This window comes from Paenimyroides baculatum (assembly GCF_008629655.1).
Classification (GTDB): Bacteria; Bacteroidota; Bacteroidia; order Flavobacteriales; family Flavobacteriaceae; genus Flavobacterium; species Flavobacterium baculatum.
This window is the reverse complement of the sequence record NZ_VWSG01000007.1, coordinates 179,638-201,197: the sequence shown is the minus strand read 5'-3', so window position 1 is coordinate 201,197 and position 21,560 is coordinate 179,638. Positions and strand designations below refer to the sequence as shown.

General features: G+C 34.0%; 11 protein-coding genes. 2 read left to right on the top strand and 9 right to left on the bottom strand.

Annotated elements, in window-relative coordinates:
• The 9 genes from F0460_RS10960 to F0460_RS10920 all read right to left on the bottom strand — a co-directional run.
• A partial coding sequence (locus tag F0460_RS10960) for an HYR-like domain-containing protein (protein ID WP_150013150.1) occupies positions 1-7,245 on the bottom strand: 7,245 nt, incomplete at its 3' end.
• 717 nt (positions 7,246-7,962) lie between these two features.
• Positions 7,963-8,604, bottom strand: a complete 642-nt coding sequence (locus F0460_RS10955) for a response regulator (RefSeq protein ID WP_150013148.1) — start codon at positions 8,602-8,604, stop codon at positions 7,963-7,965.
• A gap of 169 nt (positions 8,605-8,773) precedes the next feature.
• A complete protein-coding gene (locus tag F0460_RS10950) occupies positions 8,774-10,441 on the bottom strand; it encodes a sensor histidine kinase (protein WP_150013146.1) in 1,668 nt (555 codons plus the stop codon).
• A 375-nt stretch (positions 10,442-10,816) separates the two neighbouring features.
• Positions 10,817-13,060, bottom strand: coding sequence for a helix-turn-helix domain-containing protein (locus F0460_RS10945; RefSeq protein ID WP_150013144.1), 2,244 nt, complete (start codon positions 13,058-13,060; stop codon positions 10,817-10,819).
• Positions 13,061-13,103: 43 nt separating this feature from the next.
• The gene (locus F0460_RS10940; protein WP_150013142.1) at positions 13,104-13,736 is read right to left on the bottom strand and encodes an OmpH family outer membrane protein; all 633 of its coding nucleotides are present in this window, start codon (positions 13,734-13,736) and stop codon (positions 13,104-13,106) included.
• Between the two features lie 302 nt (positions 13,737-14,038).
• Positions 14,039-14,869: a class I SAM-dependent methyltransferase gene (locus tag F0460_RS10935; RefSeq protein ID WP_150013140.1), complete on the bottom strand. Its 831-nt coding sequence runs from the start codon at positions 14,867-14,869 to the stop codon at positions 14,039-14,041.
• Positions 14,870-14,933: 64 nt separating this feature from the next.
• Positions 14,934-16,811, bottom strand: a complete 1,878-nt coding sequence (gene mnmG / locus F0460_RS10930) for a tRNA uridine-5-carboxymethylaminomethyl(34) synthesis enzyme MnmG (protein WP_150013138.1) — start codon at positions 16,809-16,811, stop codon at positions 14,934-14,936.
• Between the two features lie 39 nt (positions 16,812-16,850).
• Positions 16,851-17,270 (bottom strand): rRNA maturation RNase YbeY, encoded by a 420-nt coding sequence (ybeY, locus tag F0460_RS10925; RefSeq protein WP_150013136.1) that lies wholly within the window; start codon positions 17,268-17,270, stop codon positions 16,851-16,853.
• A gap of 674 nt (positions 17,271-17,944) precedes the next feature.
• Positions 17,945-19,189 (bottom strand): NAD(P)/FAD-dependent oxidoreductase, encoded by a 1,245-nt coding sequence (locus F0460_RS10920; protein WP_150013134.1) that lies wholly within the window; start codon positions 19,187-19,189, stop codon positions 17,945-17,947.
• Positions 19,190-19,291: 102 nt separating this feature from the next.
• Between F0460_RS10920 and F0460_RS10915 the strand changes: the two genes are divergently transcribed.
• Both F0460_RS10915 and fabG read left to right on the top strand, forming a co-directional pair.
• Positions 19,292-20,809, top strand: coding sequence for an HAL/PAL/TAL family ammonia-lyase (locus F0460_RS10915; protein ID WP_150013132.1), 1,518 nt, complete (start codon positions 19,292-19,294; stop codon positions 20,807-20,809).
• A 7-nt stretch (positions 20,810-20,816) separates the two neighbouring features.
• The gene (fabG, locus tag F0460_RS10910; RefSeq protein ID WP_150013130.1) at positions 20,817-21,551 is read left to right on the top strand and encodes a 3-oxoacyl-ACP reductase FabG; all 735 of its coding nucleotides are present in this window, start codon (positions 20,817-20,819) and stop codon (positions 21,549-21,551) included.
• The last annotated feature ends 9 nt before the right edge of the window (positions 21,552-21,560 follow it).

Sequence of the window (21,560 nt, the reverse complement as noted above, 5' to 3'; positions counted from 1 at the left end):
TGCCAACCAGTTGTTTAATGACTGTGTGGTGTTTGTACCACACTGTACCGTTAATCCCTGAGCTTGTTTTGTAAGTACGGGTACGATCGTATCTATTACGCTTACACTTGCCTGTGTCGTACTAAAGTTTCCACATGAATCCGTTGCCGTAAAGGTCACCAGAATCGGTGCACCGCAGATGGCAAGTGAACTTTGATAATTATGTTTCCAAGTTATCAGTCCGCAGGAATCTGTAGCCGTTGCCCCACCGTTGTTAGACAACCAGGCATTTAACTCGTCTTCCCCATTAATACTGCATTGGATAACTAAATCTGATGCAGGGGTAACTACCGGAGGTGTTCTGTCTAAAATCATATACACCGCCTGTTTAACAGTAAAGTTACCGCACTGGTCTTTTGCTATAAAATCAACAATGATCGTACCTGAACCTCCACAAATGGTATTGGTATCTTCAATTAGGTAGCTTATAGTTACGGCACCGCAATTATCAGTGGCTGCTGCCCCTGCATTTGATGCAAGCCATGCATTAAATCCTTCAGGTCCGTCAAGGTTTCCTAAACCGTCACACTCAACAATTTTGTTTTGTGGTTCTACGGTAAATACAGGTTTGGTTTTATCGTCTATCGTTATGGTCTGCGTGTGTACAGTTGTGTTGCCGCAGCTGTCTGCAGCTGTCCATGTTCTGGTCAGTACATATGCATTCGCACATGATCCCGATACCCTTGTCTCGTTAAAGGTAACTGTTGCAGTTCCGCAGTTATCCGTTGCAGTCAGTGTTACCGCTGATGGTACTTCTGTTGAACACGAATAAGTCACGTTCACAGGTAATGTACCTACAAATAAAGGTTTGGTCGTATCGGCTACTGTAATGGTTTGAGAATGGGTTGTTGAATTTCCACATTCATCTGTTGCTGTCCAAGTTCTGGTTAAAACATAACTGTTTGCACAAGAACCATCTACTCTGGTTTCACTGAAAGTTACCGTTGCAATGCCACAATTATCTGTCGCTGTTAATATTGCTGCTGCTGGTACTTCTGAAGAACAAGAATAAGTTACGTTTGTCGGTAAAGCTTCTACAAATACAGGTTTAGCTGTATCTAATACTTTAACCGTTTGTGTATGTGTTGATATATTTCCACAAGAATCTGTTGCAGTCCAAACGCGAACTAAATCATAACTGTTTGCACATAAGCCGTTCACTCTTGTTTCATTATATATAACTGTTGCCGTTCCACAATTATCTGTCGCTGTTAATATTGCTGCTGATGGAATATTGTCACAAGCAACAGAAATTTTGGCAACAGGCAATGTTCCGCTAAATACCGGTTTAACAGTATCAGCCACTGTGATGGTCTGCATATGTGTTGATGTATTTCCACACTCATCAGTTGCCGCCCAGATTCTGGTAAGTACATAATTGTCTGCACAACTTCCCGCTACACTTGTCTCTGTAAATGTTACATTAGCCGCTCCACAATTATCAATTGCTGTTACAGTTGGTACTACAGGTACGTCAGCTGAACACGATACGGTTGTATCTGTTGGCAAAGTACTTGTAAATACAGGTTTTACAGTATCGGTAACAGTTATTATCTGTGTATGAGATACGCTGTTTCCACAAGCATCCGTAGCCGTCCAAACTCTGTTTAATACATAACTGTTTGGACAAGAACCATTCGTTCTTGTTTCGGTCATTGCTACTGTTGGAGTTCCGCAATTATCAGTCGCTGTTAAAGTTACGGCTTCTGGTACGTTATCGCACGAAACAGTTTCATTTGCTGGTAATGTTCCTACGAATGCAGGAGCAATATCATCGTTAACTGTAATTACCTGTGTATAAGTTGTTGTGTTCCCACAAGCGTCTGCTGCTGTCCATACTCTGGTTAATGTAAAATTGTTTGCACAAGTTCCCGCTGTGGTTGTTTCAACTAAAGTTACAGTTGCTGTACCACAATTATCGCTTGCTGTTAATGTTGGTGCTGCTGGTAGATCTTTAGAACAAGATACCATTACTGCAGCTGCAGGTAATGAACCTACAAATGTTGGTGCCACATTATCAATAACTGTGATGGTTTGCGTATGTTCGGTTGTGTTGCCGCAGCCGTCAGTTGCTGTCCATGTTCTGGTTACTGTGAAATTGTTCGCACAAGTTCCCGCCGTGATACTTTGTACAAAAGTTACTACCGCATTTCCACAATTATCTGTTGCTGTTAATGTTGCTGCTGCAGGTACTAAAGAAGTACATGAAACAGTAATATTTTGTGGCAGTGCCTCATTAAATATTGGATCTGCTAAATCAGTAACATTAATGATTTGTGTACATGTTTGTGTGTTACCTTGTTCATCTGTTACTGTAAATGTTCTTGTAAAGGTTTTAATTCCGTTAACACAAGAAGACATTGCGGAATCACTGTAAACAAACGATGTGTTACCACATGATTTATTTACCACTGGCATTCCTGTAACTGATGGGTCGATACTTGTTCCGCAAACAATTGTTACTGCCGCAGGACATGTAATTTCCAAGGTACAGCACATTGGCGCTATTCCTGTTAGGTTTAACGGTGTACAGTTATTATCATCTGTAAAGGTTACATTGTAAGGTGCTCCTGCACCATAAGGTGTGGTTGCCGCTAACGGATTAGACATCCATACGTTTCCTGCAAAAGTACCCGGAGTTCCGGTACCTGTCACGGCAAAAGGAGCTTCGCCTGTTAATGTTACCTGAACCTGATATGTTTGGTTGTCTACAGAGCAAAGAGTAGTTACAACACCTGAAAGATTGTTGTCTTTAAATGTTACTGTTATCTTACCAATATTGCTTTTACATACACCGTCTACTATAAATCTGTTAATTACGTAGTATGTTCTTCCATTTACCAATGGAGTTGTTAGTGGTAAACGATCTGAAGGATCATCACCCTGAGCCTCTTGCTCATTCTCATACCAGTCCAAATGATAAACGGTTGTTGAAGATTCAAAAGGAACATCTGCCAATGTAGGTAATCCGCCACTTATTGTAGGATTACAAATTTCAGGATTTTGATATTCCGGAGTAATTGTTAATACAGAATCAACAGGTAATTCCATTGATATACTATTTTCATACAATACCTGATCAATACCGTTAGCAGAACAATTTGGGTTCGGAGCACAAGGTAATACATCTATGTTTTGGAATACTGTTACCTTAATTTCTCCGAAATTAAAATCACAAGTCAAACTGGTTTCGTTACTTAACGTATATTTTAAAGGTACGTTACTGAATTCTAAAGTTTGTCCCACTGTTATTGTTTGTCCGGATTTTACCTGATATAAATAACCGCGCGTCGGGTCTATGCCTATATAATCAAACTTGTTTACTGGTAATAAGTAAGCTGCAGGATCACCTACAATGCTCCAACCTGTTGGTAATTTTAGGGCAACCTGATAATCATCGGTTACAGCATCATTTACACCAAGTTCACCCGAGTTTTTAATCTCAGCATTATATACCGCTCTTAATACACCTCCCGTTGTCAAAACAGGATCTAAAACTACATTAGTTGTTCCTTCTTGTCTTAATTCAGGGAAAGAATCAGAACCTCCATCTATGATCAATCGTTTTGTTGTTGCCGAAGTAATATTTGTTACAGTAGTACCGCAGGTATTTGTTCCACTTGGGGTAACGGTATGCTTAACACCACTTCTGAAATCACAACTGTTAACTTTAAAATAGACCTTTATTTTAACTCTTTCTACAGAATTTAAAACAACATTGTTAGGTAATGTAATTTCTAAATTAGTTCCATTAATAACTGCATTTGCCGTGTTTCCTGTTGTCCAGGTTGTTGCTGTACCTCCTGCTGCTGCAAAAGTATTACTGTACTCAAACTTATTGTTATAACCTAAACCTGCAGCCGTATTTAAAGGAATAGTAATCTTTAAATTATCTAATTGCGAATCGCCGGCGTTGTGCAACTGTACACTGTACCATATTTCATTACACAAATCTGGCTTAGTAAGTATACCGTTAAACTGATCTGCAATAGTTGTCTGTAAAATATTTTCAATTACTTTATGTGTTAAAACTTTATCAGTTAGCAAACAACCATCTGTAATTGATGCAGGATAGTTGGCAGTTGAACAGCTGTAACCTAAAGTAATGGTTAAATTTTCAACCTGACAATTAATAACATCCGATTTTATTAAATAATATTTTACCGCACCTGGTGCAAAATCACCTAACTCATAAATAGCATTAGCATTGGCTGTTAATGGAGTTCCTGATACCGCAGTATAATTAGCAACTTCTTCCACAGAGTTGATTACTAAATTGCCTGCTTTTTTAGCAAACCATACGCTGTTAAAATTTCTGGATCCTGAACTTGAAACTTTTAATACCCAGGAAACTTTTGTTCCATCTGCACTTAAAGCTCCTAACAAACTGTTGTTTGATGTCTCTAACTTTAGTGTTCCAATGCCTGTATTGTAGGTAAGGTTCTGAGTATTGGTATATGGTGTTGTTAATCCTTCACCATCAATAACATTTCCGTTTATCGTTACACCTACTACTTGATTTACTGCGTTGGTTATAGGTTCGCATTCAGAAAGAGTTACAATAGGAATAATTTCTAATTGAAAACCTTCATCCAGATAATCAATACCGTTTCCAGCTCCCAAAATGTTTGCTGTTATCGTTTTTAATACAGTCGATACGTCTAAAGTATAGCTTGCATTGTTTACATTAAGTCCTGAAATGGTTGTTGAAGTACTGGCTCCTAACCATGGTTGGTTTTTAACCGTTACTGTAACACCTGTCAATGTAATATAACTAGGTACACTTAAAACAGCATTTGTTGGCTGAAACAGATTACGGTATTCATCATTAAAAATCGCATCTTGAATGCTGAATCCTAAAACATCCGCAGTAAATGTAGCTGTATTGGTATTCTCGCTACAATTTACAAAACTTTTAGATCCTCCTGTAAAATTGAACCCGTTCGTAACATAAAAACCGGTTGCAGTATAGGTTCTGCCGCATAACAATTCTTCTGCAGATACATCGTCTATTAAATATGATTTTGCAGGAAATTGTTTTAATCCTGTATATGAGCTACCAGCCTTTATTTCGATAGAGAGACGAACTTTATCATTATCCAATAATGCTGTTGGCAACGTGTAATTTAGAACATATGTAGAAGATGTTTCTGTAACCGTAGCGTTTGAAACAATTGTAGCTCCATTGATAACAACCTTACCAGAGGTAGTTCTTAATACTGTATTTGCATTTGCATCTTTTTCAATTACTAAACGTAACTTAGTAAAGTTACCTGTTGTAACATGGGCTGTTGAATTCTGGTAAATTTCTAAAATATCACCTTTTATAAATGATCTTTCAACTGCTCCAGTTGCATTTGTTCCAACAGTAGGAACACCTGTACCGTTAACTTCATGACCTAAAGAAACTCTGTTAATAAATGCAGAACCGTTTATCAAGCCGTTAACACAGGTTCCTGGATCACAAAAACCTTTTAGTTTTGTTTCGTTACATTTAAAAACAATAGGAGAACAAGAAGCCCCTCCGTTCACTTTTCTAAGTTCTCCGCCTACTCTATACCACAAATTATCCAAATTAGTTGATGGGCAGGTAAGGGTTAAAGGAAACTGTAACCTGTCAAATGAAAAATTTAGATTACCTGAAATCCAAGGTGATGTACCATAAGTAAAAGTAAGTTCGTATTTATTACCCCCGACGTTTACTGCAGAAATTCCTTCAAAATTGATACCTGAAGTAGAAAGGTCATTTGAAAGTTCTACCGTAATGACAAACTGATCACCTGCATTTAGTCCTTTTGATGGAAGACTAAAATTAGTAAACAAATAGTCTGCCAATAGTGGAGTCCCCGAAATAATATCTACTTCTCCAATATGCATCCCTTCATAAGAATATGATGTTTCTGAACTTACACTACCCCCGCTGTTAACAGGTGCACATGCATTTAAATATCCGTAAGTTGCGCTAAATGAATTCTGTCCGTTACTAAATTGTGTTGGGGCAGAGGTACAATTTGAAGATAAACCGTCCGGTGCAACATAATATTGATTAAAAACAATACTAGCAGAAGCGCCTGCTGCTAAAGCAGGTATCTGGATTATTGCTGTTGTTGCTGTTGAACTAACTACCGTAACAGGTAAACCATTTAATGTAATAGAAGTGGCATTAATACCTCCCTGAGTTATAATTTCGAATGTAATAACTTCTGTAGCAATACTACCATTGTTTTTAACAGTCCATGTATTTGTTCCGTAATCATTAAAACAATTTAATACGGGTGAACTTGATAAAGGTGTAACCGAAAGGCTTGGTGCGCCAGATACAGCTAAATTAATAATGTGTGTTGCTGCTCCGTTAACGGCAGAAACAGTACATTTTGTTGAACAACCGTAATATACTTCATAGCTTGTTGCAGTAAGTGCACAATTATCTATCTGTACTTTTTCTTTTAAGGTAATACTTTCTCCACTTAGCAATTTTTTTCCATAAAAAACAAGCTTATTTGGATTAGAAGTATTTACTAACCAGCCTGCTGCTGTTAGGTTAGCAAAGTTATATGAAATATGAGTTAAACCATTACCTAGGTTGCGGTCTAAAGTAAATTGAGAAATTTCACCATTTCCTTGATTTCTAATAGTAACTTCTCTTTCTGGTTGATCGCCTATATTTCCCACGATAGGATCAGGACTAACAGAAACCCTTAAAACCGCATAACGGATATTAATAGTCTCACTTGTATTGGTCAGCGTACTGCCTGTACAACCACTCAAAGTATAATTCACAACTGCATCGGTTGTAGAACTTATAATGCCGCACAAAGCCTTTACATTAAAAGTTACTTGAATTTCTTGAGTAGAAGATCCCGCAGGAATATTTACGTCAACGGTAACCTCTTGAGTTGTTTGTAAGTTAACCGTTGCCGGACTGCCGTCGACTTTTAAGGAACCTGTTTGAAGTTCAAAGCCATTTGGAACAACTATTTTAAGCTTTCCATTAGGGCAAGGCTGACTTCCTTTTGCAATTCTAACTGTGAACTGCTGGTAGTCTTCGCATACATCTAACACAGGGACACTGCTGTCTGTTTTCAGTGTTTGTGCTTGTGTACCACTTGCCGATAACAATAAAAAAGAAAAGAGTACCAACAGCGAAACTGGGTTCCATTTTCTCAAAATTGAACTAAAGTGCATTAGCGTAGTTTTATAATTCATAAATAATGTTTTTTACTTGTTAAGTAAATAAATGCTTTTTAAAATCGTAAATTTCAATCTTGGTTTGGTTACATAGTGTCATATTTTAAGGGTTAAACAATAATTTTAATTATTATTAATTTGTAGCGTTAGATAAGATGATCTATAATAATTATAAGGTAATTAAGACATTGTATTTTAATAAGTTATATCTTAAAAATGTATCCGTTAATTATGCTTCAAAACTAAATACATAAAAAAACAAAGCTTGTAGTGCTCTGTTATCTTTTTAGTAGTCCTTTGGCAGGTTTGCTTGTAGAACAAATTCTACAATTCATAATTAATGAAGAGTTAGCATGTCTTTGTGTTTTATCTTGTAGTGAAAAGTGATATGTAACAATGGAAAATTATAAGGAAATTGCTCTATGAAATGATCACGCTTGATATGATCGATATTCATAAAAATTCATTACTCCAATTATTTTAAGAATATAAAAAATGGAAATATCATAACCGGCAGCATTAATCACCTTAGTGTATAGCAAAATTGAACGGGAAAATGATTTGTAGATTTTAAACGGTCAAAAACTATTGTAGAATAATGTTAAAAAAGCTATTAAAACAAAAAAAGCATCAAAAAATTTTGATGCTGTAACATTTAACGATTTTTGGTCTAAAAATTCCATATCGTTTTAAGAAACAATACAGTATTTGTAATGAGAGTTATTTTAAAAAGCTCTACTTCATATTTTCGTATAAGTTTATTTTCTTTATTAGGTCAGGTATATTATCAATACCTAATTTTTCAAAAATCCTGTTTTTGTATGTACTCACAGTTGATTTTTGCAGATTAAGTGTATTAGCTATTTCGCTACTCTTAAATCCCTCAATAATTAATTGGGCAATTTCTAACTCTCGGTTTGTTAATTGATTTATTGGATTTTCTGGTTTTTTAAAAATATAATTATCCATAATTTTTTCTTGTATATTTTTACTAATATACTTTTTTGAAACTAAAACTTCAGTTATTGCATTTTTAATTTCCTCTTCTGAACTCAACTTACTTAAAAAACCATTTACTCCAGCATTTATACATCTTACGGCGTAAATATCCTCATCCAAACCGGAAAAAATAAGAATCTTTAAATTTGGCTGAATTGCCTTTAATACTGGAATAATATTTAGCGAATTGCCGTCGGGAAAAGTGATATCTAATAGTAACAAATCTATTTCCGAATTATACAGACTTTTGGTTACGTCGCTGATATTATGTACTTGAATTATATTTGCATCAGGATGCAGCTCTCTTAAAATAAAACTAAGAGATTTAGTTACTACATTATGATCATCAGCAGTTATAAAATTTAATTTATGATCCATGTTCTATAAAGTGTTAATGTACTTTGCTAAATTTAGCAACTTATCAATTAAAGATTTGTAGTATTCCATTCACATAACTGTAGAATAAATTCTACAATCTACTAAGAATATTCTTTAATACAATCAGTAATTTTTTTGTTCCTAACTTTGTTAGTTTCTAGGAAATGTTTTATTTTCCCGGAGTGTCTAAAATTAAATCGAACGTTACAACTGTCTCAACATTCTGTTTGCTTCTAACCTTAATCTTTCCTTTAAATAATTCTATAATTTCCTTACATAGGTTTAACCCTAAACCGGCTCCCAGATTTTTAACTTCGTCAGAAATTGCTCCTTGATGGTAACTGTCAAAAATATGTTTTAAATCTTCTTCATTAATTCCTGCGCCGTTATCTTTAACTTCAACCAAAAGTCTTTGTGTATTTTTAACAGCTTTTTCTAACGATACATTTACAGAAATTTGTCCTTTTTTGGTGAATTTATTGGCGTTACCCACAATGTTGTAAAATAACTGATGTATCTTAACAACATCGGAATGTACAATTACATCTTTTGTTATACTGTTGGTTACCAACAATTTATTTTCATTATTTTCAACAAAACTAGATAATGATTTTAAAACTTCGTCCAGCTCATATTTTAAGTTGAAGGTTGTTTTGTTTAATTCCAGTTTTTTGTTTTCGTTTTTAGAAAGATCTAAAATCTGATTTGCCAATAACGAAAGCGAATGCGTGGTAAATTCAATAGATTTTAAAGATTCCTGTACTTCCTGATCTTCAATTTGCCTTCTGATTCCGCGACTGTAAATAGAAATAATGTTTAATGGCGATCTAATTTCGTGACTGATCATCCCTACAATTCTATTCTTGAAATTTAAGTTTTGCTCGATTTTTTTCTGTGCCGCAACCAAACGTGTTTCGTACGCAAAGGTTAAACGGGTGATAAATGCCAGTATTACAGAGATTAACACCATAAAAAAGATTACCCCGATTATGGCATAATTTCTAATTTGTTTGTTGGTTTGGTATTGGGCTTGAAATTTCTGGCGGGCATCATTTGTAAAAGAAACCAACGCATCGTTATACTTTCTTAAAAGCAAGTTGCTGTAATTCAACAATTCTTTGTTTGTATCGAAAAATCCGGCATCGTTCTTTTTAACGGCAGCCAACTGCTTTTTATAATTTTGTTTGAAATCTTGGAATTGTTTCTGATAATATTCGTTTGTGTTTTTAAACAGATATTCCAGTTGTTTTTCGATGCTTCCAGAACTAACATTAGAGCCTTTTCGAAGGGTTAAAACCACATTCGATTTTTCTTTTTGAACATCAACTTTCCCAGCAATAGCATTACTTACACGTGAAAATAATCCTTTACGTTCCACACTGTCAACAGAAACCGTAGTTTCAACATTTATACTGTCTAAAATATCATCGTATTTAACCGTTTTCAGCTTAAAAACATTATAGTTAAACGGTGCATTTGGAATAAATTCTATACCACGAAGCGAATCTATTTTGGTATTGATGTTATTAACCGACATTTTTGAACTACTGCCCTTTTTTAAATGCAAAGAAAACAAATCACTTTTACCGGCTGTATTTGCCAGATTTTGAATGTTTTTGTTTAAACTGGTCAGCGCATCGTTATATGCCAACAGATACTGATCGTCTTTGGTATGTATATAATTTTGCAAATTATTTTGTGCGGTGATATAATCGTCTTTTGTAAGATCGCTAAAATGTTGTGCCTGCTCAGAAATATGCAGTTCTGCTTCTAATTCTTGTAATTTAGGTTCGTTAAAAATTTCATTGTACAGAATTAATAACAGAATTAGCTGCAAAAATATAACACTTGTAAGAAGCGTATAGTGTACTGCTTTTCTGTATTTAAATTTATCTGACTTAAAATTAAAATTCTGCCGCTTTTTTTCTTTCAAAATAATCCCCCTATTAAATTAATTTTATACCAAAACCAACTTGGTCAATTTATAAAAAAACACTTAATACTTATAAACTACAAAAACTTAAAAATTCTTTAGCAAAATTTCTCCTTTACATAAAAATATCGCTTTATGTACCATAAATGTATTGAATTTTAACCGTTTTGTTTTTTAATTTTAAATTTTTCCCTGTAAATCAGTAGTTTCCCCGAACAAATATAGATATTTTTATTAACATTCTTAACTATAATTTTGAAGCATTAAAACCATTGTTTATTAATTTGAAACTGATTTGATTGATGATTTGTAAATGCGAAGATCGTCCCAAGTGATATTTTCAGGAGCTTCGGCTTTTATTTCGGTTAAGTTTTTATCGGTGTTATTATGAAATAATTTTTTTAAAATGGTAAGTTTTTTGACTGATATAACCGCTGTAATATCTATTTTATCTTCGCCTATTAATTTGGCAATGTGCTGATAAATTGTTTGGACTGATAATTTGCGTTCTTTGGCAATTTCGGCAATGGTTAATTTGCGCTGCCAAAGATCAAACGTTTTATCTGTTGTTGCAACTTTTACGGTTTTAGGAATTTGTTTGATATCATCGATCTCGTCAATATCCAAAATCTGTGTGCGGAGAATTTCCTTAATTCCGGTTAAATGATTCAATCGATACGATGTGATATCCTGATCATTCAGATTTTCGCTTGAAAAATCGATGCCACTGCTAAATAATTGCACCATTTTATTGGTTTTAATCAACTTTAAAACCATTTTAATATGCTCGTCTTCAAAAACACGTAATTGTTCTGTAAACAGCACAAAACCTTTCTTCTTTTTAGACTGTTCCAAAACAAAAAGTGTATCGTACGCCAATTCATCTAACTTCGGATAAAAATACGAATATGCTTTTGTTAAACGTTGCAGTAAATGATCAATCCTAAAATCATCTGCCGTGAAAAGCGTATGTAATTCCTGCAGAAATTTTAATCCGACATTTTTGATAGTTTCCAGCAAACGTTCTTGCTTTTGTGCCCATGCCTGATAAATTTTTCGTGTCGATTTTTTTTCGGCAACCCAGGTTTCAATCCATTTTAGAAATTCTTTATGTGCATTGATCCAATCAAACGTATCTTTCACCTGCAACCATAAATATTCTAGTTTTGCCTGAACCAACGGATTTTCGTTATCGGCCAATTCATTTTGTCTGGCAAACGACAATACATTTTCATCAGCAGAAATCGTTCGGATTGCAACCGGCTTTGACAACACCAAACCGCTTAAACTGCGAAGGCGCGACAAGGCAACATACGCCTGCCCGCTCATGAACACATCGTTAATATCCAGAACAGCTTTATCAAACGTTAATCCCTGCGATTTGTGAACAGTTATTGCCCACGCCAATTTCAACGGATATTGTACAAAAGTTCCCAAAACCTGCTCTTCAATTTCCTTTGTTTGCTCGTTTAAAGCGTATCGAACATTTTGCCATTCATACTTTTCTACGGTAATTTTTACGTTATCATCTGGAAGATAAACTTCAATTTCATTTTCTGATACATAAAAAACGGTTCCTATTTTTCCGTTGTAATATCGTTTTTCAAAACTCAAATCATTTTTAACAAACATTACCTGTGCCCCTTTTTTCAGAACCAATTCAGGTTCTAACGGATACATTTTTTCAGGAAAATCGCCAATAATTTCGGGCAGAAAAACATATTCCTGCGCTTTTAAATTATCTAATTCTTTATCGTTAATATCGTCTGCTTTGCGGTTGTGCGTTGTAAGGGTAATGTAGCCTTTATTTTTCTTGGTATCGAAATTTTCGTTTACCTGTTTTTCAAGCAGTTCATAATCTTGCGGTGTATTGTTGCTTGTTCTAAAATTATTCAGCAGACGAATAAAAGCTTCATCATCTTGACGATAAATTTTCTTTAATTCGATATAAACCGGCTGCGTTTGCTGCATTACCCAAGCGTTAAAAAAGTAAATTCCACTATAAAACTGTTTCATTACCTGCCAGTCTGCATGTCTTACAACCGGTGGCAACTGCCACAAATCGCCAATAAACAGCAACTGAACTCCGCCAAAAGGTAAATTTGATCTGCGAACAAATTGTAGCATTTCGTTCATGGCATCCAACAAATCGGCACGCAGCATTGAAACTTCATCAATTACCAGCAATTCTAAATTTCTGATAACAGTTTGTTTGGATTGCGGCATTTTAAAGTGCCTTGTAATGGTTTGCTTGCTTTCAAAATACATACCGTTGTCTGCATTCTTAAAATCGGCAGTTGGAATGTAGCCCGAAAAAGGTAATTGAAAAAACGAATGAATGGTTACACCGCCCGCATTTAACGCAGCGATGCCTGTAGGTGCAACAACCACTGTATTTTTATGGGTTGTTGACAGAATTTTTTTAAGCAGCGTTGTTTTACCCGTACCTGCTTTACCGGTTAAAAATACGTTTTTGTTGGTGTGCTGTATGTATTGTAAAACTAATTGTGCTTCGGCTGTCATGCAGTAAAGATAAAAAAACCACCAGAATTGGTGGTTTTAATTTTTATTTTTTAGTTTCGGTTTTCTTAACCTCTTCTTTTTTTGTTTCTTCTTTTACTTCAACTTTTTTGCCCGTTTTCTCTTCGTACTGTTTATGTAAAAGCGATAAAATTTCTTTGGTTAAATTGTATTCTTCTTTTCCGTATAAAACCGATGCTGCATCGCCTGTTCCGTAGATATAATCGTAACCTTGTTCTTTACCGTAATCTTTAATGAAAGTTTTCATTTTAGAAACCATTGAATCACGTTCAACAGCACTTTCTTCCTGAAACTTTTTCATATAGTTTTGCTCTTTTTCTGCTAAAGTTTGCTGGCGTCGTTCTAATTCTGCCTGACGTTTTTGCGCCCATTCCATTCCTTTAGACTGTGCATTTTTTTGAAGATCCACTACATCGTTCTGAAATCTCTTTGCATCATTATCCAATTCATTTTTCATTTTATCGGACATTGTTTTAAACTTTGCTTCGAAATCTTTGAACTCCTGATATTCTTTCATTAATTCTTCTGTATCGATATAAGCTGTTTTAAAACCTTCTTTAGCAGAAACAGTTTTACCAACATTTGCATTTGCCGCTGTTTCTTTATTGCAAGCAATTACACTTAATGCTACAACAGCCAACATCATTATTTTTTTCATATTATTTTTTATTTAATATTAATGTTATATGGAATCGCTTTTATTAATTGGTATTTGCTAAAGCAAAATTTATTGTTTACGATTTCATAGAGATGAATTTTTAATTTAAAATTTAAATTTCAACAAAAGTATTTAAAATTATCTAATTTGATCAATTATAAGAAATTTATATACTTTTTAATATTATTATAGAATCTGTTTATAAAATTGATACTTAAAATTTTCGATTTAAGACACTTTTACAAAATTTGAATATAAAGACACATTTTAATATTCAATCTTTAAAAAGAACCTATTTAAAATTATTTTTTAAGAATATAAATGTGCGAAGAATACTCTTTAGAGAAAATTGCTTTAATATTTGAAACTAATCCAATGTAAACCGCCTTTAGTATATTTTTTGATCCGGTTTTATATTCTTCTGATAAAAGGGAAACATAAAAACTATCAAAATACATAGGCTTAATATGTATCAACTTAAAATTATTTTCTTTAGCCAGCTTTTTGATAGATTGTTTACTGAAATGCCAAAGATGTCTAGGTACATCCCATGCTGCCCAATGTTCTTTATAGTGATCCGCATCGAACGATCTAAAATTTGGAACCGCAATGATAAGTGATCCATTTTCATTTAAGTGATTTTTAAAGAAATTGAAATATTCATTTAAATCAGTCACATGTTCTAAAACGTGCCATAATGTAATTACATCGTATTTATCATTATTTAATTCACCAATATTATTATAAACATTAATTTGCTTTGATGAACTTATAGCAGCAGCTTCATTATTTGGTTCTACTCCTACTCCTTTTACATGTAATTTATTTATTCCGTGTTTTAAAAAATCACCGGTTCCACAACCAATATCTAAGACTGAAATTGAATTATTGTTGGTGTGTTTTTTAATTAACTCCCATTTTTGATTGATCGTATAATTTTTAACCAACTGATAAACTTTCTCAAACCAATTACGTTTCGCATCGGTATGCGAAATATAATTTTCACTTTTGTAATAATGATCTAACCTATCAAACGAATTAAATTTTGTTTGATACATTTCATATTTATCATCGTAGATTAGTTCAAAGTCTTCTTTTGTTATACTGTAATCTTTAATGGTTTTATTTTTCATAGTGCGAATATATAAAACAAAAAACTCCTTTGCAAAGGAGTTTTGTTTCACGTGGAACATAAAATTATCTTCCCATGTGTATTAATAAAATCGAAATATCAGAAGGGGCTACACCACTTATTCTTGATGCTTGTGATATTGTAACCGGACGTATCTTTTTTAATTTTTCTTTAGCTTCAAACGACATAGATTTAATCTTATTATAATCGAAATTTTCAGGAATAATTAAATCTTCTAATCTATTTAATTTATCAGCATTATTCTTTTCTTTTTCAATATAGCCTGAATATTTAACCTGAATAATTGCTTGTGAAATAATTTCCTCGTCTAAACTATTTTCTTTGATATAAGCATCAACTTTACTAAACTGTAAAATATCATTATCTTCTAATTGCGGACGAGAAAAAACCTTAAACATTTTATCAGGTTGCTTCATTGGTTCGCTTCCTTTTTCTTCTAAAATTGGATTTGCTTCTTTAGGTTGAACCGAAGTTTCTTTAAAAAATTGAACAAAATTATCAGAAGATTCCTTCTTATATTCCATTCTTTTCAATCGATCTTCACTAGCTAAACCAATCTCAAATGCTTTTGGTGTTAACCTGAAATCGGCATTATCCTGACGCAAAAGAGTTCTATATTCTGCACGAGATGTAAACATACGGTAAGGTTCTTCTGTACCTTTTGTAATTAAATCATCGATTAAAACCCCAATATACGCTTCGTTTCTTTTTAAAATTAAAGGTTCTTTTTCTTGAACTTTTAATGCAGCATTAATACCAGCCATTAAACCTTGTGCAGCCGCTTCTTCATAACCGGTTGTTCCATTAATCTGTCCAGCAAAATATAAACCTTCAACCAACTTGGTTTCTAGTGTATGTTTTAATTGTGTTGGTGGAAAATAATCGTATTCGATTGCATATCCAGGACGGAAAAACTTTACATTTTCGAACCCTACAACAGATCGCAATGCTTTAAATTGAACATCTTCTGGTAATGATGTTGAGAATCCGTTTACATAAACTTCAACCGTATTCCAACCTTCTGGTTCAACAAATAACTGGTGTCGATCTTTATCGGCAAAACGATTAATTTTATCTTCGATCGACGGGCAATAACGCGGACCTAAACTTTTAATTCTACCATTAAACATTGGTGAACGATCGAAACCTTCTCGTAACAGATTATGTACTTCGGGCGAAGTATAGGTCATATAACAAGAACGCTGTTTTGTTAGCGGTTTTGTTACATCTGAATAAGAAAATTTTTGAGGATTTATATCACCTGGTTGCTCATCCATTTTAGAATAATCTAACGAACGACCATCTACACGAGGTGGTGTTCCTGTTTTCATTCTACCTGATTCAAAACCTACTTTAATTAAATCTTCTGTAATACCAAACGATGCACTTTCACCTGCTCTACCTCCACCGAATTGTTTATCACCAATATGAATCAATCCATTTAAAAAAGTTCCATTTGTAAGAATAACCGTATTCGATCTTATCTCTATCCCTAAGCTTGTCTTCACTCCAACAACCTTATTATTTTCGATCAAAATACCAGAAATCATTTCCTGATAAAAATCTAAATTTGGCGTTCCTTCTAACATCAACCTCCAAGTTTCTGCAAAAAGCATACGGTCACTTTGACAACGTGGCGACCACATTGCCGGACCTTTTGATACATTCAACATCTTAAACTGAATAGCAGAATTATCGGAAACGATTCCCGAATAACCACCAAGCGCATCAATCTCTCGAACAATTTGTCCTTTTGCAATCCCGCCCATAGCAGGATTACAACTCATTTGTGCAATATTCTGAAGACTCATTGTAACCAACAAAGTCTTCATTCCCATGTTTGCTGCTGCTGCTGCTGCTTCGGATCCCGCATGACCTGCACCGACTACAACTACATCATATTTATCTTGAAATAAACTCATTGTTCCACGTGAAACATTAAATTAAACATTCAGAAAAAACTATTGTTCCACGTGGAACATATTAATTTTTTCTTGTTCTTTAGATCGCATTAATAAAGCTTCGTCTTGTGTTTTATCTTTGTATCCACAGTAGTGTAAAACACCGTGTGCTAAAACTCGTAACAACTCTTCCTTAAACGATACCTCGTAATCTTTTGCATTATCCTGCACTCTTTCAATCGAAACAAAAATATCACCCGAAATTAAATCTCCAATACAATAATCAAAACTTATAATATCGGTTAATGTATCGTGATTTAAATACTGCATGTTTATGTTGTGCAAATATTCATCATCACAAAAAATATAATTAATTTCACCGGGTTCTTTTCCTTCCGATTCTATAACAGCATCAATCCATCGTTCATAGTCAGACTCTTTTTCTAACTGAAAATCGGTCTCGTAATTAAAAATGACCATAATTAAACATTAAAATACTTGCAAAGGTACAACGAAACTAAAAAAAAGAAGTATAAGATTGTATTAAAAAATATATTTAATTGATTATCAGTTATTTAATACAATATATAATTATATCAATTAGTAAAACTGAAACAAAACAGTTTTCGTTGTTAACAACATATTATTATTAAATAATTAAATTTTAAAATTTTAAAAAAAGATTTCTTCTTTATAATGCTTGTTAATATGTAGCATAAGTTTTTGGTAAAGTATTTTAATATGTTACTTATTAAAAGTTGTTAACATTAACTTAATATATCAAAGTTCTAAATATCAGTCAATTTAAAAATGGGTGTTGATATATTTTTACTTTCACTAACAAAAATTGCTTAAAAGTTTAGTTGTGAATAAGTGTTTATAAGTTGATAAAATGTGTCAATGTAATCGTTGATTAGTTTCAATAAAAACTACGCTTGTCAACAAAAATAAACTGCTATAACAAAATTTTAAGATTTAAAAAGTATTAGTTATGTAAAGTTATTCACACTTATTAACACAGGTTATTGATAGTAAAATTAAGGTTATAAACATCTATAATTTTGTTAGCTAACAGATGAACTAATTTTATTTTAAAACTAGCCTAATGGCTTTAAAATTGCATGATAGTTTGATAAATAAAAAATGGATTCCAATTAGGAATCCATTTTGTTTTCACGAATCATGTACGCCATGTTCTTTATAATGTTATGATGTTTTGCTACAAATGTGTTTTCTTTATTCCAGACATAACCTGCTAAAACAGCACAAATTTTTCTTTTAACATCGGGATTTTCCGGCTGATGATAAAACAATTCCTGTAAATTACCGGTGTACCATTCTTTAACGTACGTGGTAAAAACATCGATACCGTATTTCATGTATTCGGTATATTCTTTTTCCCAGTTAACATCTTCCCCATTAATTTGTTTTAAAGCCAATTTAGCAGCTAAAATTCCGGATTCTGTTGCAAAACAAACACCTGAAGAAAATACAGGATCTAAAAATTCTGTACTGTTTCCTGTTAACGCATATCCTTCGCCGTAAAATTGAGATACAGCAACAGAATAATTTTTTAAATGGATCGGATCAAATTCAAAAGAAAGTTTATCGAATCGTTTTACATAAAAATCAGAAAGTTTTATGGCATTTTTAATAGCTTCTTCGGTATTTCCTGTTACTGATAATTTATCGATATATTCTGTAGGACCAACAATTCCAACGCTGGTATTTCCGTTAGAAAATGGAATAACCCACAACCAAACTTCGGTTTCAATAATATCAAAAGAAATCTGGGTACCTTCTACTCCATCTGGTCGGTTTACATCTTTAACATGAGTAAAAATTGCAGAGTGCGGATCTAATTTAGAAGGAGATTCTAACTTTAAAATTCGCGGCAAAACACGCCCGTAACCACTGCAGTCAATTACAAATTTTGCATTTATCTGCGAAACAGTTCCGTTTTTATCTTTAATGGTAGTTACAGAATTGGTTCCGTTAAATTCCACATTGGTAACTTCGGTTTCAAAAGCAATATCAACCCCTTTACGTTGCAATTCATCGGTCATGGCTTTATCAAAATCGGCACGCGGAATCTGCCACGTCCAATCCCATCCTTCACCAAATTTATTGCTAAAATCAAAAATACAAATTTCTTTACCTCTAATAAAACGGGCTCCGGGCTTCTTTTCAAATCCGTAAGAATCAAGTGCTTCAAACAATCCGGCTTCATCAAAATGATCCATAACACGCGGTATCAAACTCTCGCCCACTACAATTCTCGGGAACTTTTGTTTTTCTACAACCTTTATCTTTGAGCCCTGTTTTTGCAGATATCCGGCTGCAACACTTCCACTGGGACCTGCTCCAATAATTAGGATATCAACATTTTCTGTATTCATAGTAAAAAAGATAGTTTAAAATTATATTTTTGCCTTTGTAAAATGATGTTTCAAAATTACAAGAAATCAGTCATTTAATACATTTTAATCAAACAATTTTTAATGAAAGTTATACGTGATTATTTAACGATAAATGATTTTGCTTCGGTCATTTTTAATAATGAAGCCATTACATTAGACGATTTACTTGTAAATCGTGTGGAAAAAAGTTTTAATTTTTTAAAATCGTTTTCTGCAAATAAAGTTATTTACGGTGTTAATACAGGTTTTGGTCCAATGGCGCAATACCGCATTCAGCCAGAAGATCAGTTGCAGTTGCAGTACAATTTAATTCGCAGCCATTCATCGGGTACTGGTAATCCGTTGTCGCCTATTCATGTAAAAGCAGCAATTTTAGCTCGATTAAATACGCTGGCATTAGGAAAATCGGGTGTAAATATGACCGTAATTTCTTTGATGAAAGAATTGATTAACCGCGATATTACGCCGCTTATTTTTGCTCATGGTGGTGTTGGTGCAAGTGGTGATTTGGTTCAGTTGGCGCATTTGGCACTGATACTTATTGGTGAAGGCGAAGTTTTTTATAAAGGCGAACGCAGATCAACCCAAGAAGTTTTTAAAATGGAAGGTTTACAGCCAATCGATGTTAAAATTCGCGAAGGTTTGGCGTTGATGAACGGAACATCGGTAATGACGGGAATTGGTATTGTGAATGCGTTATTGACTGATAAATTGGTCGATTTTTCATTACAGGCATCTTGTATGATTAATGAAATTGTACAGGCTTATGACGATCATTTGTCGCAAGAATTGAACAACACCAAATTACATAACGGACAGCAGGTTGTTGCCGAAAAAATGCGCAATCATTTAAAAAACAGCCAGCTAACACGTAACCGTCAGGAACATTTGTACAGCGGAGAAAATACCGAAGAAATTTTTAAGGAAAAAGTTCAGGAATATTATTCAATTCGTTGTGTACCGCAGATTTTAGGTCCAATTTACGATACCGTTTTATCAGTTAAAGATATTTTAGAAAAAGAAATAAATTCGGTAAACGACAATCCGGTGATCGATGTGGAAACAGAACAGGTTTACCACGGCGGAAATTTCCACGGCGATTATGTATCATTAGAAATGGATAAATTAAAACTGGTTGTTACCAAAATTTCCATGTTGGCAGAACGTCAGTTAAACTATCTGTTGAATTCAAAAATTAACGAAATACTGCCACCATTTGTCAATTTGGGTAAATTAGGATTCAATTTTGGTATGCAGGGTGTACAGTTTACGGCAACATCAACCACTGCAGAAAATCAGGCATTATCAACATCAATGTACATTCACAGTATTCCGAACAATAACGACAATCAGGATATTGTAAGTATGGGAACCAATGCAGCCGTTATGTGCAGCAATGTGATCGAAAATACGTTTGAAGTGTTGGCGATTGAACTAATTACGATTATTCAGGCAATTGATGCGTTGAATTATCAGGATAAATTAAGCAGTCCATCAAAGAAACTGTACAACGAAATTAGAAACATAGTGCCTGTTTTTGCAGAAGATATTGTAATGTATCCTTATGTTAAAAAGGTTAATGAATTTTTAAAAAAATAGGCAGCAAATGAAAAAATGTGCTTTAGTTACAGGCGGATCTCGTGGCATAGGAAAAGCCATCTGCTTAAAATTGGCAAAGGATTTGCAGTACCATGTATTGATTAATTACCAATCGAACGAAGCAGCTGCGTTAGAAACAAAACACTTGATTGAAAACGAAGGCGGATCGGCAGAAGTAATCGGGTTTAATGTGGCTAGTTTAGAAGAAACACAAGCTGCTTTAAATTCTTGGAAAGAAACCAATCCTGAGGCTGTTGTAGAAGTAATTGTGAACAATGCAGGAATAACGCGCGATGGTTTGTTTATGTGGATGCAGCCAAACGACTGGAAAAGTGTTATTGATACCAGCTTAAACGGTTTTTATAACGTAACCAATTTCTTTATTCAGGAAATGTTGCGCAGTAAATACGGAAGAATTATTAATATGGTTTCGGTTTCGGGTGTAAAAGGCACTCCGGGTCAAACCAATTATTCGGCGGCAAAAGGTGCGTTGGTAGCAGCAACAAAAGCATTAGCGCAAGAAGTTGCCAAACGTAAAGTAACCGTAAACGCGGTTGCTCCAGGTTTTATTAGAACCGATATGACTGCGGAATTAGACGAAAAAGAATTAGTAAAAATGATACCTGCTAACCGCTTTGGAGAAGCAGATGAAGTAGCCGATTTAGTTGCTTTCTTGGCTTCAAAAAAATCGGGTTACATAACAGGTGAAATTATAAATATAAACGGAGGAATTTATTCTTAAAGGATTGTA

Bases quoted from the DNA above. Each gene is read 5' to 3' on its own strand.
- F0460_RS10955 (WP_150013148.1), bottom strand. From the start codon at position 8,604: ATGGATCATAAATTAAATTTTATAACTGCTGATGATCATAATGTAGTA.
- F0460_RS10945 (WP_150013144.1), bottom strand. From the start codon at position 13,060: ATGACAGCCGAAGCACAATTAGTTTTACAATACATACAGCACACCAAC.
- F0460_RS10940 (WP_150013142.1), bottom strand. From the start codon at position 13,736: ATGAAAAAAATAATGATGTTGGCTGTTGTAGCATTAAGTGTAATTGCT.
- F0460_RS10935 (WP_150013140.1), bottom strand. From the start codon at position 14,869: ATGAAAAATAAAACCATTAAAGATTACAGTATAACAAAAGAAGACTTT.
- mnmG (WP_150013138.1), bottom strand. From the start codon at position 16,811: ATGAGTTTATTTCAAGATAAATATGATGTAGTTGTAGTCGGTGCAGGT.
- ybeY (WP_150013136.1), bottom strand. From the start codon at position 17,270: ATGGTCATTTTTAATTACGAGACCGATTTTCAGTTAGAAAAAGAGTCT.
- F0460_RS10920 (WP_150013134.1), bottom strand. From the start codon at position 19,189: ATGAATACAGAAAATGTTGATATCCTAATTATTGGAGCAGGTCCCAGT.
- F0460_RS10915 (WP_150013132.1), top strand. From the start codon at position 19,292: ATGAAAGTTATACGTGATTATTTAACGATAAATGATTTTGCTTCGGTC.
- fabG (WP_150013130.1), top strand. From the start codon at position 20,817: ATGAAAAAATGTGCTTTAGTTACAGGCGGATCTCGTGGCATAGGAAAA.